Consider the following 26,989-nt stretch of genomic DNA (forward strand, 5'->3'; position numbering starts at 1 on the left):
ATGATGGGCTTCCGTGACCCGGTCAGACGGTCCAGGTGTGGATGACCAGCGCGTTCTCCTTGCGATGGAGTAGCTGGATGTCGAGCACGTCGAGCGGACTGATTGGACGGATGCCTTCGATCAGCGACGCTTCGCCGTGGCCGTACAGCGCCTGCAGCGCGAAGCGGCATGCATAGACCTTGCCGCCTTCCTCCATGAACTTGATCAACTGCTTGTTGAAGTTCAGGTGACCCGGAAACGCCTCGTCGCCGAGCGTCGGGAAACCGCGTTGCAGACCCAGCGTGACGCCCGGGCCATACAGCAGCACCGACGTATCGAAGCCTTTGCGCTTGAGGCGCGTGGCCTGAAGCAGATTCACAAAGCCGATCGAACCTTCGAACGCGACCGTATGGAAGGTCACGAGCGCTTTCTCGCCGGGCTCGGCCTTGACGTCCTCGAAAACTTTCTCCTCGTAGTCGACCAGATAATCGCCGCTCTTATGAAGGGGTTGATTGACTGCTGGCATGGCACTCTCCGGTTTATCGCGTCAGTTGAAAATGAATTCCGATCAATGGATGTATCGGCGATGGCATTAACGCAACGCCTATGCCAATCAGCGGCCCGAAAAATGCAACCATCCTCCGATCAATCAAACGGAAATTATCAGAGACGCCCGAAAAAATTTTTCGGGCGGCGGTCTGGCAGGCGCTTCAGCGAACAGCGAGAGTTCGGTAACGCGTTGATCCGGCACGCTATCCGAGCATTTTTCGCATCTTGATAGTGCATGCATTGCCAAAAGAGTGCACTGCCCCGATCAATGCGATCAAAGGATTATTCGGATGCGATCCTGATCACCTTTTGCAGATACAGCGTGGTACTGTGAATTAAGGAATTTGAACGGGCACGCCATCATGAATACGTTGATGCATCACTGGCTCAAACGGCTCGAAGAAAGCCGCAAACCGGCCTATCTGGTAATACCGGATCTGATCGAAGAAGACGTCGCGAGTGGCCGGCTGCGCCCGCGCGACCGTTTGCCCGGTTTGCGCGATCTCGCGGGCGCGCTGCAACTGAACTACACGACCGTCGCGCGTGCGTATGCGGAGGCGCGCAAGCGCGGCCTGCTCGACGCTCGCGCGGGCAGCGGTACATTCGTGCGAGGTCGCACGCCGAGCTTGCCGCTCACGGCGGGCAGCAGCGTCGAGATGTCCATGAACATGCCGCCCGAACCGCCCGAGCTTGCCGCGCGGCTGCGCGAGTCTACCGCGAAGTTGATGCTGAGCGCGGACCCGTATCGTCTGTTGCGCTATCAGGACTTCGGCGGCACGGCGGCGGATCGCGCAGCGGGCCGAAACTGGCTTCGGCAACGCGTGCCCGATTGTGAGGATGACCGAACGTTGGTGTGCCCCGGCATTCATAGCGTGCTGGTCGCGCTGGTGTCGCAACTGGCGCGCCCCGGTGAGACCATCTGTCTCGACTCGCTCGCGTATCCCGGCATCAAGGCGATTGCATCGCAACTCGGCGTGCGTTTGCAGGCTTTGCCGCGGGACGACGAAGGGCCGTTGCCGCATGCGCTCGAAGCGCTCTGCAAAGCGGAAACGCCCCGCGCGTTCTACTGCAATCCGACACTGCAAAACCCAAGCACGCTGACGCTTTCCGTGCAGCGTCGCGAAGCGCTTGCGGACGTCGCGTTGCGCTATAGCGTGCCGATCATCGAAGACGACGCATACGCGATGCTCCCACAAGACGCGCCGATGTCGCTCGCTTCGCTTGCGCCCGAGCTGACGTACTACGTGACGGGGATGTCCAAGAGTTTTGGTGCGGGTTTGCGGGTGGCGTATCTGTGCGCGCCGACCGTGCGGCAGACGCAGCGGATTGCAGGTGCGTTACGGGCGACGACCGTGATGCCGAACCCCTACACGATGCTGCTCGCGACACAATGGATCAACGACGGCACCGCAACCGACATGCTGCGCGCGATCCGCGCCGAAGCCCACGCGCGGCAAGAGATTGCAGCGCAAGTGCTCGCGGACTGGCAGTACGAAGCGCACCCGGACGGCTTCCATCTGTGGCTACCGATTCCGACGCAATGCAGCTGGAGCGCGTCCGAACTCGCATTGCAGCTGCGCAATCAGGGCATCGGGGCAGTCGCGGGCGCGGCGTTTTCGACCGACGGCAATCCGCCGAATGCGATCCGCCTCTGCATTGGTGGGCCGCAGAACCGCGACGATTGCCGCGACGGGCTGCAACGGGTCGCCGATACGCTAGAAGACCCGCATCATCTGCATATGCCGATGATGTGATCCGAAGGCTGGCGGCGTTCGTCGCACAAGTTGCGCTGAATGCGCCCGTCTGTCGCACAGTTTTTAAAGTCTGAAAAGCGCATTCTGTCGAAGACACCTGGTATCCGACCCTGATCTCACCGAAGCGCAAGGCTTCATCGCGCAAAATGGGTCGGACGGCAAGTGACAGTTTTTCCAGCAAGGATAGCAACAAGAGCGGTTGAAAGGTAGCAAGATCTTGTCGTGTAAGCGGTTCTCGTCGCCCTCTTTCCCATGTTTCCTTCAAACGCGAGGGGGCGGATAGCTCCGACTATCCAACCTTCGTTTCCTCGAATTTTCAATAAAACTGAGCACGCGCTTCAAAGCAAGTTCCAACTACCTCAAGGTGGAGCGCGCTATAAAGATAAGTTTTCTTATCTAAAGGGGCCTGTTTTTACGCTAAACTCCGGGGTATGAAAACGCGCCTCACCCTGCCCTGCGCGCCTGCTGCTGACGCTGAATCCTCTGCGTAAAACGACACGGAAAGTGAGATCGGCGCCACAATTGATGACACTTTCGACTCAATACATGAGATTGGATGTGGAGAAGCGGTCTTTGGCTACCCTCAATAAATATGTTCACTTACGCCGACCAATCGTGCGTGTGGTCCCCTTCTGTGCCTCGGTTAAGTCAGCGTCTTGCGACTTTTACTCTGCGGTAGGCGCATTCTTCGCCAAGCCGCGATAACCCGCGCTTATCGCGGCCAGCCCGTCCCCGCCCTCGCCGGCCTGCCGGGGCGCACAGACGCTCCCCGTCTCCGGCGCGGCGCGCCCTCCCGGCCGTGGCGTGGGGGCCGGGTCCGTGACACGGTCTTTCACCCCGAGGCGTGCAGAAGATCGAGCCAGGGTTCAGACTGATGCCGTCTCCTCCATGTCTTCCCATGGACTCCGGCCCGCCGCGCGCGGGCCGCTCTGTTTGCCGGGCGCCGGAACGCGGGGGCGACGCAGGTATTGGCGTCATCTCCGGACTGATCAGGCGGGCGCCGGACCCACCGCCGCCGGTCGCGGCGCGAGAGGTCAGACGCCGGGCATCAGGGTCCGGCAGTCACCCGGTACTCCCGCCCAATGACAAAAATTCGGCCTGAGCCGTCATTCGAGCATCGGTGCCGGTCAGGCGGGTATGGGGCGCTTTCCTGTCATTCACAGGTCGATGGTCGCGAATGACTCGTCCCGCGGAAAGCGAATGAGTACTTGCGACCCTCAGCAGCCGCTCGTCGATGTGCGTCTGCGATGGCCGCTTGCGAGGTACAACCGCCGCTCCTTTCCCGGATCGTCAGACAGGTCATCGGCCATAGCTGACGCTGGCCGGTGATCCGGTGAGCGGCGGCAATGGGGCGTAAGCACCTCGCGACGGCCGTCCGCAACGCGGCGCCCGCGTGAGGCATGATCGGGAACCGGGTTACGTGTCAGCAGACGCCGATGGGCCAGACTGCCGAGGCAGCTTCGTGGCCACGTTCCAGGGCAACAGTTCGTCGATGCGGTTAATGGGATGGTCAGCGATATGGGTCAGGACGTATTCGAGGTAGGCGCGCGGGTTGATCCCGTTGAGCTTGCATGTGCCGATCAGACCGTACATCGCGGCTGCCCGCTCGCCTCCGCTGTCGGAGCCGGCGAACAGGAAGTTCTTGCGGCCCAGACTCACACAGCTCAGCGCGTTTTCGGCCAGGGCGTTGCTGATCTCAGCACGACCCTCTTCGCAGTACAGCGCGAGCGCGTCCCACTGGTTGAGCGAGTAACGGATCGCTTTGGCCAGGTCGGATTTCTTCGACAGCGTGGCGAGCTTGTCCGTCATCCACGTCCTGATGGTCGCGAGCAGCGGCACGCTTTTTTCCTGCCGCAGGCACAGCCGTTCAGCAGCGGGTTTGCCACGGATGTCCGCCTCGATGCCGTAAAGTCCACCGATCAGTTCGAGCACCTCTCGGGTCGCCTCGGTAGGCGTTCGGGCATGCACGTCGTAGAGGTACCGTCTCGCGTGGTCCCAGCATGCAGCTTCACGGATCTTGCCGCCCTCGTACAGTTCGTTGAAGCCACTGTAGGCGTCGGCCTGCAGGATGCCCTCGAATCCGGCCAGATGGGTCTGGGGGTGGATGCCTTTGCGGTCGGGCGAGTAAGCAAACCACACCGCGGCCGGTTCGGTCGAGCCCGAACGGGTGTCATCGCGCACATACACCCACAGTCGCCCGGTCCTTGTCTTCTTCTTGCCCGGCTCGAGCACCGGGATCGGCGTGTCATCCGCGTGCAGCTTCGACGGTGCCACCGTGTAGAGGCGCAGTGCCTCGGTCAGCGGCACGCAAAGGGCCTCGCACTGGCCGACCCAGCGGCCCATGCTGGCCGGGTCGAGCTTCACGCCGTCGCGCGCGGCGATCTGCGACTGCCGGTACAACGGCGCGTGGTCAGCGTACTTCGAGACGAGGATGTCGGCCAGCAGGCTCGGATGGGCAATGCTGCGCGTAATCGGCAGGCCGGGCATCGGCGGCTGCGAGAAGTGGTGGCCGCACGGACAGACCGTCTTGCGCCGGATCGTGCGAATCACCTTGAACATTGCCGCGACGCGGGCGAGCTGCTCGGACACGTCTTCTCCGAGAGGCTGCATCGCGCTGCCGCATTTCGGACACGTTGCGTCAGCCTCCAGTACACGTTCTTCGCGTGGCAGATGCGGCGGCAGCGCTTCTTTTGGCGATGCGTTGCCCACAGGCGTGCTCGCGCCTGATTGGCGGGCGCGTCGCACATCAGCGACACCACGCTCACCGGTCAAGTCCTCGAGCGCGGTTTCGAGCCGCGCGACCTCCCGGTCCAACTGCTCGGACTTGCGTCCGAACTGCATGCGCTTGAACTTGTCGATCTGCGCCTTGAGCTGCCCGATCTCCAGATCGCGCTCGGCAAGCTGGGCACGCGCCTCGACCAGCAAGGCCCGCAGGGTTGCAACATCGTCAGGAAATTCGGCGCCGTTCGACATGCGGCGCAGTTTACGAGTCTTCTGCTCGGTTTACAACATCGACAGTGCAGCGGTGCGACGCGGCTGCCGCCAATCGATGCCTTCGAGCAACATCGACAGTTGCGCCGCCGTCAGATGGACCTTGCCGCCATCGGCGTGTGGCCAGACGAAGCGACCACGCTCAAGCCGCTTCGCAAGAAGCCAGAGCCCGTCTTCGGTCGCCCACATGACCTTCACCAGATCGCCGCGCCGGCCCCGGAAGATGAACACGTTGCCACCCAGCGGATTGTCCTCGAGCGCCGTCTGCACCTTTGCCGCCAGCCCCTGGAACCCGCAGCGCATGTCGGTGACGCCTGCCACCAGCCAGACGCGTGTACCCGTGGGTAGAGAGATCACGATCGCACGCTCCCCAGGACGACGCGTAGCGTGTCGGCGTCGACAACGCCGTCGACCTTGACTACCACGTCACCGAACCGGATCTCGATCGTCCCGGCTCGTGCAGTCCGGTTGCAGACGTCTCTTGCATCTGGGGGCATCGCCACGCGCTGCGGCGGCGTCTCATGAACCACTGCCACTGGAATCAGGCACGTCGTTTCCGCCTGCAATTGCTCGCGATAGCGACGCCGCCAGGTGAACAGCATGTTTGCATTGATGCCATTGTCCCGCGCCAGCTTCGCGACCGACACACCAGGCTCGCATGCCGCGGCCGCAAGCCGGCGTCGAAACTCGCGATCATAATTCGGGCGGCCCTTGCGGCTACCCGGCTTGGCTTCCGACTCTGTCACAGTGATGTCCATCAAATCGAAAATGATGGGCACCACTTTGATGTCGGTTCTCGCCGCCGTCTACGACGGTCGTCGTGAGGTGCTTACAATGGGGCCGATTGCACCGCCTGAGTTGTGACGCGACAAAGCTGCCGCCCGCGAAGGGCGATTGTTTCGAGCGGCAGCTGACAGCGATGCAGGCCGAACGGGTACTGCCGACACCAAATTGGGCGTCTCCTTGGTTTCCATGCAAGTCGCCCAACGAAAAACTGAACGAACCCGTAACTTACAACGCTAGCATTGAGTCGAAATACCTGCCAGTCCACCAATAATTGCGAACGGATTTCCCAATACAAGTCCTCCTAGAACCCCAGCAAGAGCCAAGCCACACGCGAATTCGCTCTTTTGTGATATGACACTTTGCCGATCCGACAATCTCTTACTGACACGCGTATAGCGGGCCGGTCGCCCCGCCGGTTCGAACACGATTACCGCAGTGAAGCCTGGTATCGTAATCTCCGCATTCGTAGACATCTTTTCTCCCATTTAATAAATAACTAACTTCAACACCAAGACGCTATGCCCGCAACTCCGCCAACCAGAAAGGCAGGATTACCAAACGCACCAATTATTGCCAGTCCTATTGCGAAGCCGCAGCCCCTATTTCCTTGCGCCACTATATGATCATCGAAGGACTCGCGGTAAATTGCGTTAAAATCTATGTCACGCTGTGAACGTTCCAAGACGATCGCCGCAGTAAAACCTGGTATTTCCACGTTGCTATGCATTGCATGCTCCACGTAGGTAGGAAAGGCGGTCAAACGGCCAAGACGCAAACGATGGTGGAACGACTGCGGTAAAGGGTCATCTTCCTCGTTTTAGCGCACACGCCATTGAGCGGCCGGTCGGGTTACGCTGTGGCACCCCCACATCGTCGCGCAAAGTCCCACCAGCACCAACCCGCCGCCACTGGATCCTCCGTCGCCGCTAGACACAGCACTGCATACGCTGCACATGCCAAAAACTGGGCCTCCACGCGTTTCTCACGAGACAACACTCGACCAGCGCACGCATATTGTTTGGAGGCCAGATAAAGCGCGTCAGCCGCATTAAATCCCGGCAAGCTCATATTGGTATGCTCCCGCCCTGAGGCTTACTGTGAACTACTTAAAATCAAAAATTGAAGTACAACACGGACAACCGATCGGTGACACACATATGCAACCGAGAATGCAATCGCGGCCTCGAAATATGAAAGCGGCTGGACTGCATAGTCGCTGTCCTGTGTTTGAATCAATGGAACGTAACGCGAATTGGCTCCATTTATCGAACAACCGTTCGGCAAAAAATCCTGGCATGTTCATTTAACCTCTCCATCGGTTTCCGCCTGAGTCAGAAAATGGTCAGTATCCACCGGGGTAAGATCGGAACGGGCCTCTCTCGGGCGCCAAGCAGTCAAACAAGCACTCGAAATCGTCAGGTGCGCAACGTGCCATACAGGAACCTATTGGGAACGTCTGCCGTATAGTTCGTCCGGCATCGCCCCCACCATTTAAAATATCATTGGAACTGATACCATGGTCGCGGAGGGCGATCTGCGCGGAAAATCGTGGAATGGTCATCAAAACCTCCTTTGTTACTGACGATGTAGTTATAACGTATGCTTCAAGCGCACTCCGGCGTCGGTACACTGTTAGTAATTTCGATGATGTCTGGTTCACCGTTTCAGATCTCATCCGCTCACCGATCGTAGTATGGCGACATTTTTTTATTTAGAAATGGAAACTCATCCGTAACATCTACCGGCACGTAAAACTTCTCTTCCACGCCAGTATCTCGATAAGTGAACGTATAAATCACGTCAAGAATCTTGCGCGTTCCACTAACGACGGACGGACGAACTTCTACACGCGTTAATGAGGCATTGCGCTCATAGGCTCTGGCTACAGTCTCATAAACCGCTGGGTAACGGACGACGAGGTAATTCAGGGCGCGATGCTCGTCAGTAGCTCCAGCATTGTCGGTCATTTGCATCGTCCGATCGAAGAGCTCACTCGCCGCTGTCTCGAATTGCTCGGGAGGATTCTCTGGGCGAGGAATCGCTTCCACCAAAGACTTCGCGCTAAATGAGTAAATTTGATCGACAGCAACAATTGGTACCATCAGGCCATTGCACATTTCTGATGAGGCGATCGGACCACGCACGCCAATCACAAGACTGACCCAACGTTCTTGAGCGGGGCCCCCAATCGCTTCGATCAGTAATTCGAAATCTTGCGGGTCCCGAGGCAGCAAGAGATACGTGTCTACGCCTTGGATAGTAAATTTCCAACACAGTTTCCTCGCCAAGTATCGATTCTCGTGCTTCTTTAACACCTCATAAAACACTTGCCGATCTGTTTTCCCGCTCTCAGGATTTCGGCCGGTCGCTTGAGCAAATTCCTTTTCCACCCCTAGGCGCGGGAACACAGCCTCGACTACGCCCAAAGCATAGACGTAAGGTAGATCGGATACCGAATTAGACTCCAACACTCCGCCACAAGCTGGGCAAGGAGGCGGACCGGATTGAGGTGATGTTATTCGCGACTGACTCAGCTCGGCTCCCAACACCCGCGCAGAAATATCGCCAGACGAATTCGGTGAGCCCTCCGGGCTTGCGGTCGACTCCATTCTGTTTTCCTCTATGATATCTGGAAAGCTGCACGCGTTACTTTCGTCCCCGTGTGAATACAAGCCATCGGTTAAGAGCGGCGGCCCGATGCTCGCAGCCACCGCAAGATTTTAATCCGACATAAGAGCTAGCTTTCTTAATGACGTCCCCAAGACCAATTTCGACGTCGGACGTAAACCCCGGAAGGCGCACGCGATGAAGTGACGATTCGGTTTTATTGGTGTCTTCGTTGGTGGCTTTGTCGTGTTTCATTTTGCGACCTTTTGCAAGATTGAGGTCATCGCTAAATAGGTAGCCCAAGCATTAAGCAGTGGTGGAACGATGCTTCTTCGCGGATGAGTATGCGCTTGTGCAATGGCAACCCTGATTTGCTGTGCGTGCGCGCTGGGAAACTGTGACCAAATCAATGCAACAGCGCCCGTAACAAACGGTGCGGCAACACTGGTTCCACTCGAGGTCACGACGTTGCCTTGCGGCGCAAGACTTGTAACAGCATCTCCAGGCGCAATCAAACCGTATCGTCCAATGGAGTGTCCAAGGTTGGAATACCCCAAGGGTCGACCTCCCATTTCGCAGGCAGCCACGGGGATGACTGCCGGATGTCGAGTAATCGCCGAACTTCCGACACTTCTCTGATTGCCTGCCGCAGCGACGATAATCACTCCCCGTCGCATGGCGTAGTCGAGAGCGTCCTCAAGCTTTCGTTCCTCCCGAATTGACAGCTGCGTCAATGCGCTGCTTAGATTAAGTAGTCGCACCCCGGCCTGCACGCAGTCGAAAATAGCGGCGGCCACTTCATCCGGTGTCGCGCTCGGCATAGACGCATCGTGGGAAACGTCCTCGTCGAAAATCGGTCGAACGACAAGTGTGCAGTCAGGACAGATGGCCGGCGCTCGTGTACCGCGTCGAGCGGACAAAATACCTGCGACAAAAGTCCCGTGACTACAAGCGCTGCTGCCATGGTCGACGCACGTACTGCCCGAGGTCAATGAAAGCTCCTTGATCCGCACACGTTCGAGGTCGTCGTGCATCGTGGCAACAGGTCCGTCGATCAGTCCGATGGCAATGTCCGGGCGACCGGCAGTAATTTCCATTAAGGGTGGGAGCTGAACAACGTCTAACGATTGCATGGCTCGATCCCGAATTTGCAAGTTGGTCTTTAACATCGGTACAACAGGTACTTCATCCGCAACTGCGAAGAAACGAAAACGAGTCACTATTCCCCAATACTAAAGTACAGGCTAGGTCAATCCTTTTGAAAGTCAACAACGCGCATTTGACGACGGCAAGCATCTTAGTAAGTGATCGACAGCAGCCGGCCAGTTGCTGCCGTTCGCTGCCGCTTTCATATGGCTATACAAGCGGCGGCTCCAACTCAAACACCGGACTGTGACGGACGATGGTCTCAAGTGTGTCATCGGCCTTTATATAACGAGAATCGACCGGCTACAGTTACGCTAACTTAGCTTGCCCCCAGATTGCAAAGTCCATCATTTGCGCGTTCGTTCTGTCGAAAGGACATGAGGGCCACTTCGCCCGAAGGAGACATTACGCGTGGCACGGAACCACCGCGCCACTAGTTTTATCACCTTTGCCTGGACCAACCCTGAGGCAAAGCGTGACATCCTTGGGGATGTTCATCGGGTCGGGGCCCAGCACGCCAGCAGGGATATGGAAGGTTCCGCCATAGTGAATGGTGTGTTCTCCCGGGGATAAAGATTGCAGTATCAGGAAGTACCCGTCCCCGACCGCCGTGCCCTTGCCGCCGACCTGATTAAAAACCCAAGGCGTGGGTGCAAAGAACGAGAATTGCCGAGTCAGAGTGCGATAAGCCGGAATATTCATTACGGACCTGCCGTCGATGGTGCAGAATAAATCCGAGATGTAGTTAGCAAAGGACGTGGCAATTTGTCGTTGCTCATCGGCCGTGGAAGCGAAGAAAGGCTGAGTGTCCAGCGACGACGCCTCCACGTCGAGCATGGTGAGAAATATTGCCGTCCCCGGAGGAATGGTCGTCGCTCGCTGGTCGCAGACCAGCCCGGACACATCGGGCGCGGACCAATACCAGACGCCGCCCGTTTGCGCCGCTGATATTGGGCGAGTGCAGTCGTAAAACGGATGTGGAAGTGAGCCATTCACCGGCAATGCCAGAGCCCACTGCCAGAATGACGCTTCCCAGTCGGCATAGGTCCTGCCGCGAAACTTCGCGTCGTGCGGAGCAACAATGTCGTCCGACGCACAGTATCCGCTCAATACTGGAGCCATCGATATGGCCATTACCGATGCTTGCAATGCTCTCTTGAAGAATGGGACGAAGGGATTCATCGCGAACTCCAGCAATCAAACCGTTGCTTGGTGAGAGGCAGAAAAGCGTTGCCGGTGTTCGAAGAAGCGGCGAACGATGGCCAACGCCATGTCTGGTGGCAGTGGCGCAATAAGGTGGCCGGAAATGTTGCGAGATGCAATTCGGGCGAATCGACAGCCTTCGCTCCGTGTTGGCTTCGGATTCGAGCCAACTGCAGGTCTGCTATGCAATTTCGAGGCACGGGTGTCTCGACGCTTTAGCACGGAAATACCTACAGTCTGCGGTCGAATGTTCGTCCCGTATGACGTTCTGAGCATCCGGTCGCGTCCACCGAACTGTCGCACGTTCAATGGTAGTGAGATTAAAGAAAACGCAAGGCAGAATTTGCCACCGATGGACCGGGGTTTTGTGCCGGCGGCGCGGGCGCTGTATCTCGCGCGTTTCAGTTGAAACAGGTCAAATTCCCGGGGGATCAATCGCGTGTGCCGGTGACTCGTATTCTAGCGTAGCCGTTGCCGGGAAGAGAGCCACTTGATATGTAAGAAATCCGACTTTTTGGCGGAATATTCGGCCGTGCGTGCAGGAACAGGGCCAGGCAAATCAGGGCGACCCGAAGGGCGCGGCCGCTCCCGCAAGGCACGACGAGCCACAAAACCGGAAGCCCGCGCCATTTTCCAGTGCTCTCAGTCAGATGTATTAGCCGGCACTCGACCGGCCAGACAATGTCAGAAGGACTATCGTCCAGTCCCGACCGTCGGAATGGTTTTCCGGGGAGAGTCGAACCTCAAGCCTGCGCCGTTGGCGCACCGCTTCGCGGCCTCGGGCTTGACCTTCTCCTCACCCCGGAAAGGCAGCTATCAAGTCGGGAATGACGAAATAAACTGACGATGTCTGTCCAGTCAAATCCTGCTGTCTACAAGTCAGACAACCATACGTCTGTCTCACCCCCTGAAGCAGTCACTGATCTTCCGCGAGCCTAAGCGGCTCTTGAGCGTCGGTTGGAGACAACCGATTTCCTATGGGCTGCGAAGCGTGTCGGGAAAAGATCTGCCGCGTCTTACACGCGGATCCGCTCCACCTCGTCCAGGCTGATGTCGTCGCGACGCCGGTCACAAAGCTGCGTGGTACACCCACGCGGCCGGATTGTGGCTGCACCGCGGTGATCGATGGCACGCCGGCGCCGACGCACCACGGAGAAAGTCCCCCGCCGCACGCGCATACGCGCGGCGTGTGTGCGGGTTACGGATCGCCGACGCGAAGAACTCCAGAAAGCGCACACCGGCTCGCTCGCCAGCGGCCGTGACGGTATGTTCGAAGACACCGCGCGCGAACGAGGTGAAGCCGAGCGCACCGGCTTGACGGCGCTACTCGCCGCAGGTCCGGCAATTTCAAGTGCAGCTCACTACAACTCACGTTCGTCCGGTCAGTCGGTCGGCGTGGCAACGCTCACTGCGAGCGGGTCGGTAATGTGCTGTATCTCCCGTGCGATGGAGCGCACCAGCTGCGCACCTGGACTGAGACTGGTCATCGTTTTTGTGGTGTGGGAAGAATGGGACGGACCAGTCGAGTATGCACGCGCGGGCACCGGAAGCCTATCTGCTGACCAGCGTTCTCGCACATAAGGTCGCGCCCGCGGGCACCAGCCTTAGTAGAGCGGAAATACGAAATCAGGCGTGGGCGTAAACTGAATGCCGGTATCCGGACACAACACGCGCCCTTTCACGGCGACCCGCTGATTCAGGTACGGCAACAGGATTGTAGGATCGGGCGCGCCACCTTTCCCGAGGAGGATGTCAGTCACGACCTGGTCGTTGCAGGGTGAGGCCGCAGGACGGTCAAGCAGGATGGTCGTATAGTCTCCCGCCGCGTACTTTCCGTTGCCCTTCTGGACGGTATCACCGATCCAGATGTCCTGTTGTAAAGGCAATAACGGCCGCGGCCGCGCTGCGGCCCACACCTGCACCGGAAATATAACCGCCGCCAGCGGCCGGTTGACGATGCCGTCTCCCCGTGCGATCACTGCAGCGGCGGCACGACGCCGAGCTTTTCGGCCAGCATCCTTTCGTAGACACCGAAGTGGAGGTCGACCTCTTCCTGCGTGACCACGGTCACGAAAATATTGATCTGCGCGGGCTGCAGGCCCAGGACCGTCGCGATCGCCGCTTCCAGCTGCGGCGCACATAGCCGGTCGTCGGCGAACGTGGTGCCGACAGCAATCTCGTAAGCGGACTCCCGCTGGAATACCACTTCAACCAGCCGCGCACGGGCGCTCATGTTGCTGTCGATCGCCAGCCGGATGACTTCGACCACCGTGCGCATCGTCCCGGTCGGGAAACCCTTTGTTGAACGCAACCGGATTCGGTGCCGGCCAAGGGTCAGCCAATCGTATTCGAATTCCATGATGTCCTCGCATGGTCCGTCAGGGACCTCGTGAAGATAGGGATGTGATCCCCCGGCTTCAAGAACAGAAAGCCGCAAAATCCCCTTGAACTTTCCGCCTGGGGTTCTATGCTGAATTCCGCTCAGGCAGTCGCGCCAGCATTGCGGCGCGCTGCGTGTTTCGATTTGTTTGCCCGCAGCACGGCAGACGGACTGGAGCGCGTAGGCCGGTTCGTTTCCCTGCTGCATCGAAGGAGGAAACGACCATGAGTGATCTCTACTTCGGGACCGACCTTTTCAGCGAGTTCGATCGTCTGCAACGGCAGATGGCGAGCCTCTTCGGCGGTTTCCCGTCCAGCATCCGCTCCGGGCGCTTCGGCGCCTTCCCGCAGGTCAACATCGGCTCGACCGACGACTCGATCGAGATCGTCGCGTTCGCTCCGGGTGTCGAGCCGGCGAACCTCGATGTATCGATTGACAAGGGGCTGCTGACCATCAGCGGCGAGCGCGGGACCGCACAGCCGGAAGCGACCGGCGACGACACGCGTACCTATGCGCAGGAGCGGTTCGTCGGCGCTTTCCGGCGCGTCATTGAACTGCCGCAGCACGCGGACCCGGACAAGGTCACGGCGCAGTACACCAATGGCTGCCTGACCGTGAGCATCGGCAAGCGGGAGACATCAAAGCCGCGGGCCATCACCGTTCAATGAAATCCGTCACAGAACTGAGGAGGCAATCATGAACGACACGACGGAACTCGCCAGGAATGACGAAACGGCGGTGGCGCGCCGCGAAGACGACCAGTCGCAACGCCGGCCCACGCTAACGCCGCCCGTGGACATCTTCGAGGACAGCCAGGGCGTCACCCTGTGGGCGGATCTGCCCGGCGTCACCAGGGACCGGCTCGACGTGAAGGTGCATGACGGCAACCTGTACATCGAGGCCGAGGCGGTGGTGCCGACGCCGGCGGGGCTGCGTCTGCAGCATGCGGAAATCCGCGAACCCCGCTTTGCGCGGGCATTTTCGCTGGGTGCCGACTTCGATACGTCGAAAATCGACGCGAACCTGCAGGACGGCGTGCTGAAGCTGACGATAGCGCGCCGCGACGAAGCCCGGCCGCGTCGGATCGAAGTGCGTACGAACTGAAGTCGGCAGGTGGGCAGCAACGACAGGGAGAAACCGGTGGCGGTCGTCTGGCCGCCACCTTTCGACTGCCGAGGCCCGGATGCGGGACGTCATCCAGGAATGCTGGCGCGGATCCACAGCCAGCATACGGGCGATGCCGGTGCGGAACTCAGGACGCGCCGGTCCGTTGCTGATGACTATGTCGCGCTGGTGAGGATTGAGCGCGGTGGCCGGATGCTAGCCGACTGGTATCTTCCACGCCATGCGCAGCAGTGGCTGACCGCTGCGGAAGCGCAGCGCGATGCGCTGTCGTACGCGGTCAGGCTGACCGGAAGCGGAATATTCGCGGCCCCGGATCGCGAGGCGGCCGTGATGACCGCTCCGGAGACGCAGTCCGGAAATGTCGGCGGCAGAGTCGCGGCTTCAGCGCAACGACCGGAATCCGGTTCTCCGGCCAGACCGTAGAGGAGGATACGATGAACACCGACCTGAAAAAGTGGAATCCCTTCAAGTTCCTTCGCGGGGCGGCCCGCAAGTCCGATGCGGACAGCCCGGAAAGCCCCCCGGCGAACGAGCAGTGGCGTGCCTCGTGGCCTGACATTCCGCGACTGTTCTCACGCGAACCGTGGCGTGCTGTGGAAGAGTTCTTTCATGACCCGTTTGCAGGCCGCGGCGCGCTCGAACGATGGTTTGGCGACTTCAGTTCATCGCGCTTCCAGCCGCGCATCGACGTGGTCGACGAAGGAAAGGTCCTGCGTGTAACCGTCGAGTTGCCTGGAATGGAGCGGGAGGACCTGAACGTCACGGTCGAGGATGGATCGCTCGTGTTGCGCGGCGAGAAAAAGCAGGATGTGCGCAGCGAGGAAGACGGCTGCTACCGGCTCGAGCGCGCCTATGGCAGCTTCATGCGTACGATCCCGATGCCGGAAAACGCCGATCCCGATCACGCCCTGGCAAAGTTCGACAACGGCGTGCTCACGTTGACCGTGCCGAAATCGGAGCCATCGCGATCCGCGAGCCGCACGATCGATATCGGCTAGAGGCAGGCAGGTCGCGCCGAGTAGCAGGTCGATGTCGGGCGCACCGGGCCGTTAGCTCAGCTGGTAGAGCAGCGGACTTTTAATCCGTTGGTCACTGGTTCGAATCCAGTACGGCCTACCAGACGGCTGGCGCTCCGTCTGCGTCTCGTCCGGCGCAAAGACCGTCGATTTCCGCCGCCCCAGCCAGAGAAGAAGGCCTGCGGTCCGCGGCTGATGCAGAAGCCATGGAACCGTCTGCCAGTCAGGGGATCCGGGCAAGCGTTTTATAGATATTCACGTATTCCGACGCCATGCGCCGCGACGTGAAACGGGCGACGAACTGCGCCCGGATCTCCTTGCGGGAAAGAGAATCGAGTCGCGTCAGCGCTTCGACCGCGCTGTGGACACCGTCGACGACGTAGCCCGTCACACCATCTGTTATCACCTCCGGCACGGATCCCCGTTTGAACGCGACCACCGGCGTCCCGCATGCCATCGCCTCAATCATCGCCAGGCCAAACGGCTCGGCCCAGTCGATCGGAAACAGCAGGGCGCGGGCGCCCGCCAGAAAAGCCGCCTTCTGCGTTTCGTCGATTTCGCCGACGAATTCAACGTGCGGCTGCGACAGCAGGGGCGCGATCGCGTTTCTGAAATACGTTTCGTCCGCCCGGTCCACCTTCGCGGCAATCCTCAGGCGTTGCTTCGCCTTTGCCGCGATCTCGATGGCCAGATCGACACGTTTTTCCGGGCAGATCCGGCCCAGAAATGCCAGATAGTCCGGCCCGGTCTGCGGCTGCGGCTCCAGCAGGTATTCCGGCAGACCGTGATAGATCGTGCCGAGCCAGTTGGCCCGCGGTAGCTGGCGGCATTGCGAAGTCGAAATCGACACGACGGGGGCGTAGGGGAACGCGTCGAACACCGGCTGTAACTCCGGCAGGTCCAGACGACCATGGAGGGTGGATAAAAACGGTACGGCAAGTTGCGAAAACGTCGGGAACGGGAGATAGCTGAGGTGGAAATGCAGCACGTCAAAGCGGGAAGCCACGCGCCGGACCTTTTCGAGCAGCAGCAGGTGCGGGGCAAGGGTATCGACGATGGACGGATCGAGGCGCATTGCGCGCGGCCACGCCGCTTCGAGATGCGCCCGCGTGCGCGAGTCGCCGCTGGCGAACAGGGTCACGTCGTGTCCCTGTTCGACCAGCGCCTCGGTCAGATACGACACCACGCGCTCGGTGCCACCATACAGTTGCGGCGGAACGGCTTCATGTAGTGGCGCAATCTGCGCGATCCGCATTCGTTGTCTCCATGGCTGCCGCGCAAAGCTACCATTCACCCGCTGCGAGTCGCAGCCCGCAGCCGGCACGTCGCGTTGTTCTTCTGCGCGCGTCCGTCACGCGATCGTTAAACCGGTTTTTTCGTCGAGTCCTTGACCGCTTCCCTGACATCCCCGCCCGTCTTGCGCGCTTCGCCGGCTGCCTGCTGCACGTCGCCCTTGACCTGCTGCTTTGTGTTGCCGGTCACCTTGCCAACCGTCTCGTTGACCTTCCCCTTGACCCTTCTCCGTCGTACCTTTGACCTGATCCTTGTTCATATAAGCCTCCAATGACCAATGTCCGACGCTGGATGTCCCTTCCGGGGCCGACTGCCTGCGGGGGCAGCTCCAGCTGCTAGTGAGCAAGGCACGTGCCGGAGTTTCGTAATTCTGAGGAACGCGATGAGCAAGTCTTCTGCGTTCCAGCTTGCCAGCCGGTTGGCGTGCGGCCGCTGCCTGGCTGTGGCCTACTTAAGGATCGCCGCAGACTGCGGCGATCCAGTCTTTCGTCACGTGAGACGGGCGTCCGGTGATGCGACATGGCGTCACCTCAAGCGTTAAGGCCGGCTACGAGAGGTGCGAATGTCCTCGAACGACCCGAAGCGGTCAATCGACGGGCCGCACAGCGGTCGTTTGACCTGTCGCGCGCGACTGCTCACGTCGACAGTTCCCGGAAGCGCGTCTCGATGCTTGGTTGCAAGCACATGAGAACAGTAAGAGATGGTGCTAATGAAGGCACGGTCTGTCGTCTGTGCCTGCGCATTAAGAAACTGCCGAATAAACGCTTTGTAGTTTGTGCGGTGACCAACAGACTTCGGCTGCAGACGAGTGGCAAACTCCAATGCCGAGGTAAATCATTGCGTCTTCTGAAATCGTCGAAGCAGTTGCTCCAAGGAGAAAACAGATGAGCGATCCGATTGATGATTTGGAAAATCGTTTATGGCGTGTTGTGATCTCGCAAGGTGTCAACCTCAGTGGCGACGCCGAACTAAGGCTGCGGGAACTCGTACGTAATGCTGCCGCCGTCATGATTTCTGCCGAACAGGTTGGCCGAATACATGAAGCGCAGGAAAATCTACGTCAGATCCTTGCCTTCATGAAAGCGGACGCATCGAGGCGCAATCTGACGATCCTCGATTTTGACAGTCTGCGAGAAGCCTTGGCAAAGCTTTGCCCCATCTGGCCGTTTTGCACGTAATCATGGACGAGCAAGCGAAGGCAGCCGCCGCGACTGCGTCGGACAGCGTGAAGCAACTAATCACGTTGGCGACAGCGCTCCTTGGCTTCCAGGTAACATTCGCCAAGGATTTTATTACACACCTTCCCCCGGATGCTCGTTCAGCAGCGGGCTGGTCATGGCTTTGTCTGTTGCTCTCAGTCGCATGCGGTATATGGACTTTGCTCGCCTTGACTGGCAGCCTGGCTCGTTCAGAGACATTTACAAGCGGTCATCTAAATAAGCTGAATGTGCGTTTTCCAACGAGTATTCAGATTGCTCTCTTTCTCTCTGGTTTGGTGTTGACCTGTGTAGCTGGCTACCCTGCGATTTCAAATCCTGGCGCGTTTTCGGCCCCAGATAAAACGTCTCCCTGCGCGTGCCAGGCAACTCTCGATACCGCCGCGAAAGCAACTCAGCCTCCCAACCAGCATTTTCCCGCTACAGCCTCCACGTCAGTGGTCCCCACATCGCCTGCATCGGTTTCCGCTGCGAGCACAACGCAAAATAAAGACCGCTAGCAAGACCTGTCGGCACTAAAGCGCACGACACTCTGAGCTTCCCCTGAAATTTCGCCTTCCAACCGGTCGTGTATAAACTCGACGGAAAGGAAGGGAATCAGGGATGTTCAAGGTACCGAAGCAATCGTACACGGCGGAGTTCAAGATGGCCGCCGTCCAGCGGGTCAAGGAAGGCCAGGGCTTTGCCATGGTGGCCCGGGAGCTGGGCATGTCGGAGCAGACGCTTCGCAACTGGGTGAAGGCCGAGGCGTCGGGCAAGCTGAATGGAGCCGGAGCGAAGCCGGTCACGCCGGAGCAGATGGAGCTTTCACGCCTGAGAGCGGAGAACAAGCGCCTGCAGATGGAGCTTGAGATCGCAAAAAAAGCGGCAGCATACTTCGCGAAGGACCTGCTGTGAGGTATGCCTGGATCGACCAGCAGGTCGGGCAGTATCCGCTGTCGTCGCTGTGCTGGGTGTTGTCGGTCAGCGTGAATGGCTACCGCGCGTGGAAGCGCGGCGGCACGCCAGGACGAAGGCGACTGACGGACACGCAATTGCTGACGCTGATCCGGACGGTACATGCCGAGATCAAAGGGGCATACGGCTCGCCGCGCATGACCGAGGAAATCCGTGATCGAGGCTTTCCGGCCAGCAAGGACCGCGTGGAACGGCTGATGCGTGAGCACGGCATCCGAGCCCGGCACAAGCGCCGCTACCGGGTGACGACCGATTCGAAGCACAAGTTGCCGGTTGCGCCCAACCTGCTGAATCGCGAGTTCACGCCTGCCGAGCCGAATCAGGTGTTCAGCTCGGACATCACGTACATCTGGACCGACGAGGGCTGGCTGTACCTGGCCGTGGTGCTCGACCTGTTCAACCGGGAAGTGGTGGGCTGGTCGATCAAGCCGCGCATGACGGCGGATCTCGTGACAGACGCGCTGACGATGGCCTGGTTTCGCCGCCGCCCCGCGCCGGGTGCGCTGTGCCATTCGGATAGGGGCAGCCAGTACGCGAGTCACGAGTTCCAGCGCAAGCTGAGCGCCTACGGCATGCGCTGCTCGATGAGCCGAAAGGGAAATTGTTGGGACAACGCCCCGACGGAAAGCTTCTTCAACAGTTTGAAAAACGAACGGGTTCACGCCACGCGCTACCGCACGCATCAGGACGCGAAGGCCGATCTGTTCGAATATGTCGAAGTGTTTTACAACCGCAGCCGTCGTCATTCGTCGCTCGGCTTTGTTTCTCCGGAAAGGTTTCTTCAGGACTGGATCAAGGCTCAGCAGACCAAGGATGCGGCTGCATGACTCGGGACCGTTGGAAGGCGAAAAATCGAGGGAAGCTCACTCTGCGATTTTGGACTACGTCGCATGGGCACGACAGTTGACTTTAGCCGATGCCTACATCCAGATTGCATCGTACGCGAAGGAATATTGGATCATCCAGCTCTGGGACGCGAACTATCGCGCACATCGCACCATTTGACAGCAGCACAATTTTCCACAATACAGCCATTGTCCTCGACTGACTGTCTATGGCCGCACTGAGTCCCATGACCGTGCGATGGCAATCGGCATGCGCGGTGCAATCTATGCAAAAGGAATGAGACGACCCGAAACGGTCGACCCTATTTCTTGTAAGCGGCCATACGCGCAGTATCCCACGCCGCTGCTCTCGCCAACTCGGACTGGACACGGGGTCCGCGTGTAAGCTGTGACCGAACCAACGAGGAGGTTCCGATAGACTTCTCGTTACGCTCAGGCGAAGATTTAGCATCGACCGAGCGACCGTGCGTCAATAAACTTCTCAGCAACCCCGAACCAGCAATCGGCTAACGATAGCCAAAACATGCGGATCACCACTTGATAACGACCGATTAGGAGACGCAATGCTACCTGACCATCTATACAAGTACATGGCGATACGCTCACAATCGGAAAGAAGACAGCAACAGATAGACCGTATTTTTACCGAGAACGTGTTGTGGTTCGCCGCCCCCGCGTCCTTCAACGATCCGATGGACTGCAACCCAAGCTTCACCTTCTTGGGCGGAACAGAGAGTGAACGGTTTTGCTTCCGGCGGGACATGCTGGCGCAACTTTGCAACGAAGAGAATTCTAATGTGCATCCCTTAGATCAACTCGACTTGCACGCCGAATACCATAAAAAATATCCTGAGTTTAACGAAGCATTTTTGGAAGTGGCGCGAAAACTAATTATAGATGACTTTCAGAAAAGAACTGGTGTGCTATGTCTCTCAGAGTGCGAACGTGACCCTGTCATGTTCTACCACTACGGAGACGGCCATCGAGGTATGTGCCTACAGTTTAGAACCGACGGCCATTTTTTTGACAAAGCCAGGCAAGTTGAGTACAGCGGCGAATATCCCGTGATCGACTATTTGTCCGTTCCAAAAGGCGACAGTTCGACGTGGGAGCGGCTGTACTTAACGAAATACTCGGGATGGTCATATGAGCATGAGTGGCGGATTATCACGCCAAGACATCAAAGGGGCCTGATGCCATACCCCGAAAGTTTGTTCGAAGGCGTGATTTTTGGATACCTGACGTCAGATGCCGACAAGGAGTATGTTATTCGGCTGCTGGAAAAGCGCCGCCGCCCGACACCATCGAGCGTGAAGGTCTACCAAGCCCAGCTGAGCCGTTCTCATTACCTCTTAGACATAATTCCGTGCGGGCAAGTCAACTATTTTAAAAATTTCGCGTGGTACGAACCCTTCAGCGGAGCTGCTTTGAGCGGCGCCGCTTGAATGCACTGTGTGGACCGGTTAAGCAATAGTAACGGCAGAGCGAAGGGTGAAGGGAATGCGGCATGAGGTTTGCCTTTTCCTTTCATGGTCATAGGATTTTCCTGGATTCCAGCGTTAGTGCGGTCTAGGTCACCCAGCGTCTGATCCACCACCGATTGGAAACCGTAGTTTAGCCAGCAATTGCTGGCGCCGGATACCGATTGTCAACAATTCAACGGCGTATGTCCACCGGCCGCTCGTGGCCGAACCGTGCCATATGCGATTCGCGTACCGAGCCGACGCCCGCAGGCGAACGCGGTCGTCTCCGCGACCCGGAACGGTGTCTGACGCTTGCGTCGGCACAACTGCGTGTGCAGGATACAGCGGTCGTTGACAAAGCTGTGGATGACCGAAATCCTCCAACTAAGGTAGCTGGGCTGACACGCTCATCAACGGCTAGTTCAAAAGTTACACGACGTCACGGTTGCGTGAGCCAGTGCAGCGACGGCCCGAAGTAGCCTGCCACCCAAGTGCCGTTTGCACCGAAGTCCCATGTCGGTCCGAAGCTCGCAGGATCGCGCAACTCCAGATCGGTGAGGCCGCTCGAACTGGCCACCGCCGTGCCCGAACCGACGCCGGTTTGCGCGCCCGACGACTCACTGTTCCAGAAGACGTCCTTGGCGATGCTGCCGCTGTTCGTACCCGCGATGCCGCCCGCCGTCGCGTTGCCGTCCAGCGTGAGCTTCGCCCACGCGTACGACTGCTCTATGCGGCCAGTATTTTTGCCAACCAGTCCTCCAACCGTCGTGCCGCCGCTCATCTGGAACGCGAAGGCGTAAGAACGCACGATGTCGCCATTGTTCGTGCCGACCAGGCCGCCAAAAGTGCTCGGCGCGCCGGCTGTCATCGAGTTGAGCGAATACGAACGATCGATGTGCCCGTCGTTGCGCCCGACCAGCCCGCCCAGTTCACCCGTGCCGGTGATGTTCACACCCGCCCACGACCGCTCGATGTTGCCGAAATTCTCGCCGACCAGCCCGCCGATTATGGTGCTTGAGTTGCCCGTGGACGTGATGGTGCCTGTCGCGCCGACATTGATCAGCGTCCCGTAATTGACTGCTGCGAGCAAGCCGACAGGACCAGAAGAAGACGTCCCCGTGCCGTCTGCCAGCGTGAAGTTGCGCACCACCGCATCTTTACCGATCACGTTGAACATTCCAGCATTAGTGGCGAGATGAAGATCGGCCGGCAGATGGCCCATGCCGTCGAACTGACCGGTGAACGGATGGTCGGCTGTGCCGACGCCGGCGAACTCGCCCGCATCCGCGAATTCAATCCCGCGCGGAGCCAGCGCATAGTTGCCCGCGAGGTTGTTGTTCACCGCGCGCAGGTCGTCCAGCGACGCAATCAACTGATAAGCCGTGAACTGCGTGAGCAGCCCGCTGAACGGCGCGGCCTGCCATGACGGATTCGTGACTACCGTGCCGCGTGTGAAAGTGCCGTTGATGTCGTAGAGTGCCGTTACGATGCCGGTGCTTCGCGACCAGTCGAGCGTGCCCTGATTGATCATGCTCCCGCCGTTGTCAAATCCATAGCTGTCGGCGGAAAGCGTAAGCGGGCCCGCGCCGATGTTGGCGATGGTCACGCGCGGCGCGATGGTCAGCGAGTGCGCGGCATTGAGGTTAAGCGACGCGTCTCCGCGCCAGCGCAGACTTGCCTGCACGTCGATGTTGCCTTTGCCGTTCGCGCCCAGCTTGCCGTCGGCGCCATTCGCCAGCACGTTGACCGACGCGCCACGGCTCAGGCTGGTGCCGAGCGTGTCGGCGGTGCACGCATCGACGGTGAAATCCCCGGCCGTGATGTTCCACTGTCTGGCCTGGACGTCTGCACCGCCCACTTTGACGCTGCCGCCGGACATATCGACTACGCCGCGGCTGCCGTCCGCGTTGCGAGCGCTAATTTGAGCGCCGCGGGCATCGATGTTGCCGGTGTTTATGCGGTAGTTTGTCGTGGTGTCCGCGACGAGCCACACGTGTCCATCGCGCGTCGCCGTGCCGGTAGCGCGCAGCGCGCCCGAGTGGCCGGCAAGCGCAAAGATGTTGCCGTCTGCCGCCTGAAGGTTGATGGTCGCCGCCGCGACGATGCCGGCATTCCTGATGGTGCCGCCGCTTCCCACATCGACGGAAAGCTGCTGATACGCGCTGTCGAACAAGCGCACTTGACGCCCCACCGCGGATTCCGCGTTGCCGTTGGGCGCATCGATCGTCCCTGCATTCACAACCTTGCTGGCCGATATAAGCAGAACGTCGCCGCCGGACGACGCGATCTTGCCGAGGTTGACGACATTTGCCGTCGAATTCCCGGTGTAGGCCGTTCCGCCGATCGTGCGCGGATTAAGGAAGTTGTCGTCGGAAACGTCGAGGGTCGATGCCAGGAAACGCCCACCCGTCGAAATCACGCCAGTTCGACCGATCAGCACGCCGTGCGGATTGACGAGATACACACTGCCCGTCGCGTTAAGCGCGCCGTAGATCGCGGAAACATCGCTGCCGGTCACGCGGTTGAGCGTCGCGCCCGTGCCGTTGTTGATCGACACGGTGTTCCCTACACCGATCGAAAAGCTGTCCCAATTGATAATGCCGCGCCCGCCTGCCTGCGTGATGTTCAGGTTCCGGCCGTTCTGCGCGATGCTGCCCGAGCTGCCGACAAAACTGCCACCCTGCGGCAGAGGTCCTGCCGCGACACTCGCGTGACCCGAAAGAAGCGCCGCCGCGGCAAGCCCTAACCCGAACCACCGGTTGGCTAAGGGCCGCCGACGGTCATGGAGTGCGCGTGTGCCACGCGCTAGCGCTGCAACGGTCATAGGACCCCCTTTCCGGCATCAAGGCTTCGCCATCCTGAGCGTGCGCACTTGACTTCAGGGCCGGCGCGCACGTTCATTGATCTGAAGGTTAGCAGGCGACACAGCAGTAGTCCGTCAAAAGTTCGCGGTTTGCGCTCTGGTCTCGCAGAAGCCTGGCCGGACCTTCGAACCGCACATTCATCGGTTACTCCGAGACTGCGGCTATCACCGCAAAATCCAGTTGCTGCAGAGCGCCGGACTCATCCTCGGGACTGCACAGTAGCAAGCCAAAGGGAACGGCCCCGTGATCACGCAACTGGGGTCCACACGCGGCGTGGTCGAATGGAACAGCTTTTCGTCGGCAGAAACAACAGCGTGACGTTCGACAACGGGGCAGAGCGTCATCAGTTGCCGATAAGTGCCGACCGGTATCTCCTTGCCAAGCCGACGCAGCCGACGAAGGCGGTTGGCTGCGCTCGACCCGGAATTCACATTCGGCGATACGCGAAGCGGCCGTTCAAGGTATCGAGTTCGGCTGCTCCTGTCGATAATCCGCTGTAGAGCTGTCGATCCGTGTCCCTGTCAATTTAACTGCTGTTTTCCCCTTCGCGAGAAAGTTGCGGCGAACTTGTCCCGGCAGCCGTGCGCAAAGAATTTGGAAAAAACTCCCGGCGCGGGCACGCGACCAGTCATCGGACCAAGGTCCTATACGACATTTATTTCGGCATGTATAGGGTGGAGGCTCGCTAGCTTTCCACCGGCAGACCAACGACGCAGGCACAACATCTGGAGTTCGTCATGAAAAACACGATTGCGGCTGTGATGACCGCTTCCCTCGCATTGGTATCTCTTCCCGACGCCTGGGCGCAAGGCAATTCAGGAGCGAGCCCATCGACAGCCGCTGAACATCCGGATGAGATCGTGAGAATGCACCAGCAGGTTGCTGCGGCGAATCGCGAATACAACAGGGAAGTTGCGGCGGCGAAAAAGGTCTATGACCACAAGAAAGCGGAAGCCAAAAAGAAGCGCGACGCTGCGGTTGAAGTCGCCCACCACGGCGTGGGCCAGTAAGACGCATTCCGCAAACTGCAACGCTGCTCGCCGATGGGCGAGTCCTGGTGACTGGCGGATTGGGCAGCGCCGGGCTTTTATCGTCGGCCGAGCTATACGATCCGTCAACGGGAACCTGGGCCCAGACCGGCGAGCTCCGTCCGTCCCGTCTGGCCAGTTTGCAGCAATCGGAAACAGCGTTTCGACTAAGCCCCAGTACAGGACGGTTCCGAGCACCGCAAGGACAGCCGATATACCGATGATCGCATCACAATCTTTTGTAATCGTAGCTTTCGTTTCCTTCTTGATCGGCGGACCCTTGTGTTTCATGTCAATGCCCTCGCGCGCTTAAGGGACAGCAAATCGAGTGCCTCGCTTCGCCAGCGTAGGCACATTGTCGGCAATCCCGGAGGCAATGTCGAATGGCCGAAAATGGCCGATCCCGGAAATCGAGCGGCCTCCGGTGATCGTCGGCCGCACCGCCGCGTCGAACTTCCGTAGCCGACCCACTCCGGTCAGACAACTTTCTCCAAACCGGTCAGTCAGCCAAATCCAGATTTTGCAAACTGAGGTGCCACTAAGCGGCCCGCGTAGCTCGAAGCGGCTTTTTTGGCGATGCCTTGGGCAGACTCATACTCGCAACCTACGCCCGGCAACTGGCGGAAAGGAAAATTTTTGAGCTACAAGTATGCCTAATCCGTCGGGTCCCCTGCGGAGTCCAACATCGTTGCCCCCTCATCAGTGACGAAATCTGCTTTCGCATCGTCGCCGATATTTTTCGCAGAAAAGATCGACTCCATGCTGCAGAGGAAGTCGCGCAGTTTAAGAATCGCATCTTTGGACTGTGCGTCGAATTTTGGGCCAAAGAAATCTTCGGTATTCGGAAACTTAATCTCGTATCGTGACCTACTACTTCCCATTCCGAAGCTGAACTCTCCGAGAACCATGACCAAGCTGGACCAGCCCGTTGAAGTCTCAATCGGACGCGGCATGAGCCACCTATACATGGCGTGCGAGAAATACTTTGCCGGTTGAGGATGCAAAAACGTGGACTTCGCAATTCGGTGGCCGTCTAGGAACAGCGCGCAGCCATAATGCTGATCTATCTCTTGTCCATTACCCCAAAGGGCAAAACCGTACTTAAGGAAGCGGTCATTCTCATCCTCCTCGCACAACGAACTTCTGTACGTTTCGTGCTTTGGGACATGTTTCGAATCGGCGCGCAGAACGCCTTTAGCTTGCTTGACCTGTTGCCAATAGTCGGCTGCAGCTGTACGTCGCGCAAGCGGCCCCGCATCATCTGGAACATAGTGTAGAAACGGACATTCTCGGTCTGCAAATTCGCCGTGCAGCAATAGTCCATCCTCCTGGCGCAATATCATGAACGTGTGGCGGTACCGGTTCATCAGAATGATGGCATCCGGGTAGATGAACGAATACCTGTTGAACGCGTTACGTCGAAACGAATCCAGCATCTGACGACGATGCTCTTGGCACTGCTTGTACTCGGCAACTGTTGGATCGTTACCCACAGTATTGGCCGATGATTTACCAAAAAATCCCATTCACGCCCCCACTGACGTTGCTTAAGAGTTGTAGTTCGCGTGCACTATTGTGCGCGAAAAATGCTGGCCGAGACGACCGTACCTGTAGTTGGCTGAACGCAACGGGACAGAATAAAAACGGCGTGCTATGCCAGCAGATCAGCGCAAAGCACTGATAGACGCGCACATCCGACGTTCTAACACATTGGAGCGCACATTCTGGCAAGGACTGCACATTCGCAGTTGAGTGACCGCTTCCAAAGGGCGGATTGTCGTTCAAG

The 26,989-nt window shown here is 58.9% G+C and carries 23 protein-coding genes, 1 tRNA gene and 2 pseudogenes; 12 read left to right on the forward strand and 14 right to left on the reverse strand.

What is annotated here, in order from left to right:
- Positions 1–22: 22 nt before the first annotated feature.
- Positions 23–505, reverse strand: a complete 483-nt coding sequence (locus OKW44_RS01875; RefSeq protein WP_018420671.1) for an MSMEG_0572/Sll0783 family nitrogen starvation response protein — start codon at positions 503–505, stop codon at positions 23–25.
- Between the two features lie 385 nt (positions 506–890).
- On the opposite strand from OKW44_RS01875, the gene OKW44_RS01880 reads away from it, so the two are divergent.
- Complete coding sequence (locus OKW44_RS01880) at positions 891–2,282, forward strand: aminotransferase-like domain-containing protein (RefSeq protein WP_018420670.1); 1,392 nt, start codon at positions 891–893, stop codon at positions 2,280–2,282.
- A 1,416-nt stretch (positions 2,283–3,698) separates the two neighbouring features.
- Here OKW44_RS01880 and tnpC read toward each other — a convergent pair.
- The 9 genes and pseudogenes from tnpC to OKW44_RS01925 form a co-directional block, all read right to left on the reverse strand.
- Entirely contained in the window at positions 3,699–5,255 is a 1,557-nt protein-coding gene (gene tnpC, locus OKW44_RS01885; protein ID WP_280783431.1) for an IS66 family transposase, read from the reverse strand.
- Positions 5,256–5,285: 30 nt separating this feature from the next.
- The gene (tnpB, locus tag OKW44_RS01890) at positions 5,286–5,630 is read right to left on the reverse strand and encodes an IS66 family insertion sequence element accessory protein TnpB (protein ID WP_026225368.1); all 345 of its coding nucleotides are present in this window, start codon (positions 5,628–5,630) and stop codon (positions 5,286–5,288) included.
- Positions 5,627–6,019 (reverse strand): IS66-like element accessory protein TnpA, encoded by a 393-nt coding sequence (tnpA, locus tag OKW44_RS01895; RefSeq protein WP_280783427.1) that lies wholly within the window; start codon positions 6,017–6,019, stop codon positions 5,627–5,629. Before tnpA ends, tnpB begins: the two co-directional genes overlap by 4 nt.
- Before the next feature lie 1,719 nt (positions 6,020–7,738).
- Complete coding sequence (locus OKW44_RS01900) at positions 7,739–8,668, reverse strand: cyanobactin maturation protease PatG family protein (protein ID WP_162633963.1); 930 nt, start codon at positions 8,666–8,668, stop codon at positions 7,739–7,741.
- A gap of 249 nt (positions 8,669–8,917) precedes the next feature.
- Complete coding sequence (locus tag OKW44_RS01905; RefSeq protein ID WP_084754077.1) at positions 8,918–9,799, reverse strand: S8 family serine peptidase; 882 nt, start codon at positions 9,797–9,799, stop codon at positions 8,918–8,920.
- 418 nt (positions 9,800–10,217) lie between these two features.
- Positions 10,218–10,994, reverse strand: a complete 777-nt coding sequence (locus OKW44_RS01910; protein WP_018420665.1) for a hypothetical protein — start codon at positions 10,992–10,994, stop codon at positions 10,218–10,220.
- A 1,126-nt stretch (positions 10,995–12,120) separates the two neighbouring features.
- A pseudogene (locus tag OKW44_RS01915) lies at positions 12,121–12,251 on the reverse strand (tyrosine-type recombinase/integrase); the annotation flags it as partial.
- A gap of 368 nt (positions 12,252–12,619) precedes the next feature.
- Positions 12,620–12,994: a hypothetical protein gene (locus OKW44_RS01920; protein WP_018420664.1), complete on the reverse strand. Its 375-nt coding sequence runs from the start codon at positions 12,992–12,994 to the stop codon at positions 12,620–12,622.
- Positions 12,991–13,374 carry a hypothetical protein gene (locus OKW44_RS01925; protein ID WP_018420663.1) on the reverse strand — a complete coding sequence of 128 codons (384 nt, stop codon included), beginning with the start codon at positions 13,372–13,374 and terminating at the stop codon, positions 12,991–12,993. The genes OKW44_RS01920 and OKW44_RS01925 overlap by 4 nt, the downstream gene beginning before the upstream one ends.
- A 245-nt stretch (positions 13,375–13,619) precedes the next feature.
- Here OKW44_RS01925 and OKW44_RS01930 point away from each other — a divergent pair, with 245 nt between their 5' ends.
- The 5 genes from OKW44_RS01930 to OKW44_RS01950 all read left to right on the forward strand — a co-directional run bounded on the left by OKW44_RS01930 (position 13,620) and on the right by OKW44_RS01950 (position 15,639).
- Complete coding sequence (locus OKW44_RS01930; protein ID WP_018420662.1) at positions 13,620–14,063, forward strand: Hsp20/alpha crystallin family protein; 444 nt, start codon at positions 13,620–13,622, stop codon at positions 14,061–14,063.
- Positions 14,064–14,091: 28 nt separating this feature from the next.
- The gene (locus tag OKW44_RS01935) at positions 14,092–14,499 is read left to right on the forward strand and encodes an Hsp20/alpha crystallin family protein (RefSeq protein ID WP_018420661.1); all 408 of its coding nucleotides are present in this window, start codon (positions 14,092–14,094) and stop codon (positions 14,497–14,499) included.
- A gap of 9 nt (positions 14,500–14,508) precedes the next feature.
- The gene (locus OKW44_RS01940; RefSeq protein WP_204357122.1) at positions 14,509–14,943 is read left to right on the forward strand and encodes a DUF6566 family protein; all 435 of its coding nucleotides are present in this window, start codon (positions 14,509–14,511) and stop codon (positions 14,941–14,943) included.
- A gap of 11 nt (positions 14,944–14,954) precedes the next feature.
- Positions 14,955–15,518 (forward strand): Hsp20/alpha crystallin family protein, encoded by a 564-nt coding sequence (locus OKW44_RS01945; protein WP_018420659.1) that lies wholly within the window; start codon positions 14,955–14,957, stop codon positions 15,516–15,518.
- Between the two features lie 45 nt (positions 15,519–15,563).
- Positions 15,564–15,639 (forward strand) — tRNA-Lys (locus OKW44_RS01950).
- A gap of 120 nt (positions 15,640–15,759) precedes the next feature.
- Here OKW44_RS01950 and OKW44_RS01955 read toward each other — a convergent pair.
- Both OKW44_RS01955 and OKW44_RS01960 read right to left on the reverse strand, forming a co-directional pair.
- Positions 15,760–16,791 (reverse strand): glycosyltransferase family 4 protein, encoded by a 1,032-nt coding sequence (locus OKW44_RS01955; RefSeq protein ID WP_018420658.1) that lies wholly within the window; start codon positions 16,789–16,791, stop codon positions 15,760–15,762.
- 107 nt (positions 16,792–16,898) lie between these two features.
- Positions 16,899–17,088 (reverse strand): annotated as a pseudogene (locus tag OKW44_RS01960) (CsbD family protein).
- Positions 17,089–17,713: 625 nt separating this feature from the next.
- Between OKW44_RS01960 and OKW44_RS01965 the strand changes: the two are divergent.
- From OKW44_RS01965 to OKW44_RS01975, 3 genes are all read left to right on the forward strand, one after another.
- Positions 17,714–18,007: a hypothetical protein gene (locus tag OKW44_RS01965; RefSeq protein ID WP_018420656.1), complete on the forward strand. Its 294-nt coding sequence runs from the start codon at positions 17,714–17,716 to the stop codon at positions 18,005–18,007.
- Between the two features lie 642 nt (positions 18,008–18,649).
- Positions 18,650–19,830 (forward strand): IS3 family transposase gene (locus tag OKW44_RS01970; protein WP_085952338.1). Its coding sequence is split into 2 segments (ribosomal slippage): positions 18,650–18,902 and positions 18,902–19,830, totalling 1,182 coding nucleotides; the frame shifts between segments, so codons are not numbered across the junction.
- 581 nt (positions 19,831–20,411) lie between these two features.
- Positions 20,412–21,293, forward strand: a complete 882-nt coding sequence (locus tag OKW44_RS01975) for a DUF2971 domain-containing protein (protein ID WP_018420652.1) — start codon at positions 20,412–20,414, stop codon at positions 21,291–21,293.
- Between the two features lie 457 nt (positions 21,294–21,750).
- Here the strand turns inward: OKW44_RS01975 and OKW44_RS01980 are convergent, their stop codons facing one another.
- The gene (locus OKW44_RS01980) at positions 21,751–24,135 is read right to left on the reverse strand and encodes a filamentous hemagglutinin N-terminal domain-containing protein (RefSeq protein WP_018420651.1); all 2,385 of its coding nucleotides are present in this window, start codon (positions 24,133–24,135) and stop codon (positions 21,751–21,753) included.
- A gap of 321 nt (positions 24,136–24,456) precedes the next feature.
- Here OKW44_RS01980 and OKW44_RS01985 point away from each other — a divergent pair, with 321 nt between their 5' ends.
- The 3 genes from OKW44_RS01985 to OKW44_RS01995 all read left to right on the forward strand — a co-directional run bounded on the left by OKW44_RS01985 (position 24,457) and on the right by OKW44_RS01995 (position 25,427).
- Positions 24,457–24,675 carry a hypothetical protein gene (locus OKW44_RS01985; protein ID WP_018420650.1) on the forward strand — a complete coding sequence of 73 codons (219 nt, stop codon included), beginning with the start codon at positions 24,457–24,459 and terminating at the stop codon, positions 24,673–24,675.
- A 237-nt stretch (positions 24,676–24,912) separates the two neighbouring features.
- Positions 24,913–25,185: a hypothetical protein gene (locus tag OKW44_RS01990; protein WP_018420649.1), complete on the forward strand. Its 273-nt coding sequence runs from the start codon at positions 24,913–24,915 to the stop codon at positions 25,183–25,185.
- Positions 25,186–25,208: 23 nt separating this feature from the next.
- The gene (locus tag OKW44_RS01995; protein WP_275426080.1) at positions 25,209–25,427 is read left to right on the forward strand and encodes a tRNA wybutosine-synthesizing protein 4 beta-propeller domain-containing protein; all 219 of its coding nucleotides are present in this window, start codon (positions 25,209–25,211) and stop codon (positions 25,425–25,427) included.
- A 429-nt stretch (positions 25,428–25,856) separates the two neighbouring features.
- Here OKW44_RS01995 and OKW44_RS02000 read toward each other — a convergent pair whose 3' ends face one another.
- Positions 25,857–26,729: a hypothetical protein gene (locus tag OKW44_RS02000; RefSeq protein ID WP_162633962.1), complete on the reverse strand. Its 873-nt coding sequence runs from the start codon at positions 26,727–26,729 to the stop codon at positions 25,857–25,859.
- Between the last annotated feature and the right edge of the window lie 260 nt (positions 26,730–26,989).

This window comes from Paraburkholderia lebeckiae, assembly GCF_050436325.1.
GTDB classification, from domain to species: Bacteria; Pseudomonadota; Gammaproteobacteria; order Burkholderiales; family Burkholderiaceae; genus Paraburkholderia; species Paraburkholderia tuberum.

Coding starts and splice junctions, on each gene's coding strand:
- OKW44_RS01875 (WP_018420671.1), bottom strand. CDS start 505: ATGCCAGCAGTCAATCAACCCCTTCATAAGAGCGGCGATTATCTGGTC.
- OKW44_RS01880 (WP_018420670.1), top strand. CDS start 891: ATGAATACGTTGATGCATCACTGGCTCAAACGGCTCGAAGAAAGCCGC.
- tnpC (WP_280783431.1), bottom strand. CDS start 5,255: ATGTCGAACGGCGCCGAATTTCCTGACGATGTTGCAACCCTGCGGGCC.
- OKW44_RS01900 (WP_162633963.1), bottom strand. CDS start 8,668: ATGGAGTCGACCGCAAGCCCGGAGGGCTCACCGAATTCGTCTGGCGAT.
- OKW44_RS01905 (WP_084754077.1), bottom strand. CDS start 9,799: ATGCAATCGTTAGACGTTGTTCAGCTCCCACCCTTAATGGAAATTACT.
- OKW44_RS01910 (WP_018420665.1), bottom strand. CDS start 10,994: ATGAATCCCTTCGTCCCATTCTTCAAGAGAGCATTGCAAGCATCGGTA.
- OKW44_RS01925 (WP_018420663.1), bottom strand. CDS start 13,374: ATGGAATTCGAATACGATTGGCTGACCCTTGGCCGGCACCGAATCCGG.
- OKW44_RS01930 (WP_018420662.1), top strand. CDS start 13,620: ATGAGTGATCTCTACTTCGGGACCGACCTTTTCAGCGAGTTCGATCGT.
- OKW44_RS01935 (WP_018420661.1), top strand. CDS start 14,092: ATGAACGACACGACGGAACTCGCCAGGAATGACGAAACGGCGGTGGCG.
- OKW44_RS01945 (WP_018420659.1), top strand. CDS start 14,955: ATGAACACCGACCTGAAAAAGTGGAATCCCTTCAAGTTCCTTCGCGGG.
- OKW44_RS01955 (WP_018420658.1), bottom strand. CDS start 16,791: ATGCGGATCGCGCAGATTGCGCCACTACATGAAGCCGTTCCGCCGCAA.
- OKW44_RS01965 (WP_018420656.1), top strand. CDS start 17,714: ATGAGCGATCCGATTGATGATTTGGAAAATCGTTTATGGCGTGTTGTG.
- OKW44_RS01975 (WP_018420652.1), top strand. CDS start 20,412: ATGCTACCTGACCATCTATACAAGTACATGGCGATACGCTCACAATCG.
- OKW44_RS01980 (WP_018420651.1), bottom strand. CDS start 24,135: ATGACCGTTGCAGCGCTAGCGCGTGGCACACGCGCACTCCATGACCGT.
- OKW44_RS01985 (WP_018420650.1), top strand. CDS start 24,457: ATGGAACAGCTTTTCGTCGGCAGAAACAACAGCGTGACGTTCGACAAC.
- OKW44_RS01990 (WP_018420649.1), top strand. CDS start 24,913: ATGAAAAACACGATTGCGGCTGTGATGACCGCTTCCCTCGCATTGGTA.
- OKW44_RS02000 (WP_162633962.1), bottom strand. CDS start 26,729: ATGGGATTTTTTGGTAAATCATCGGCCAATACTGTGGGTAACGATCCA.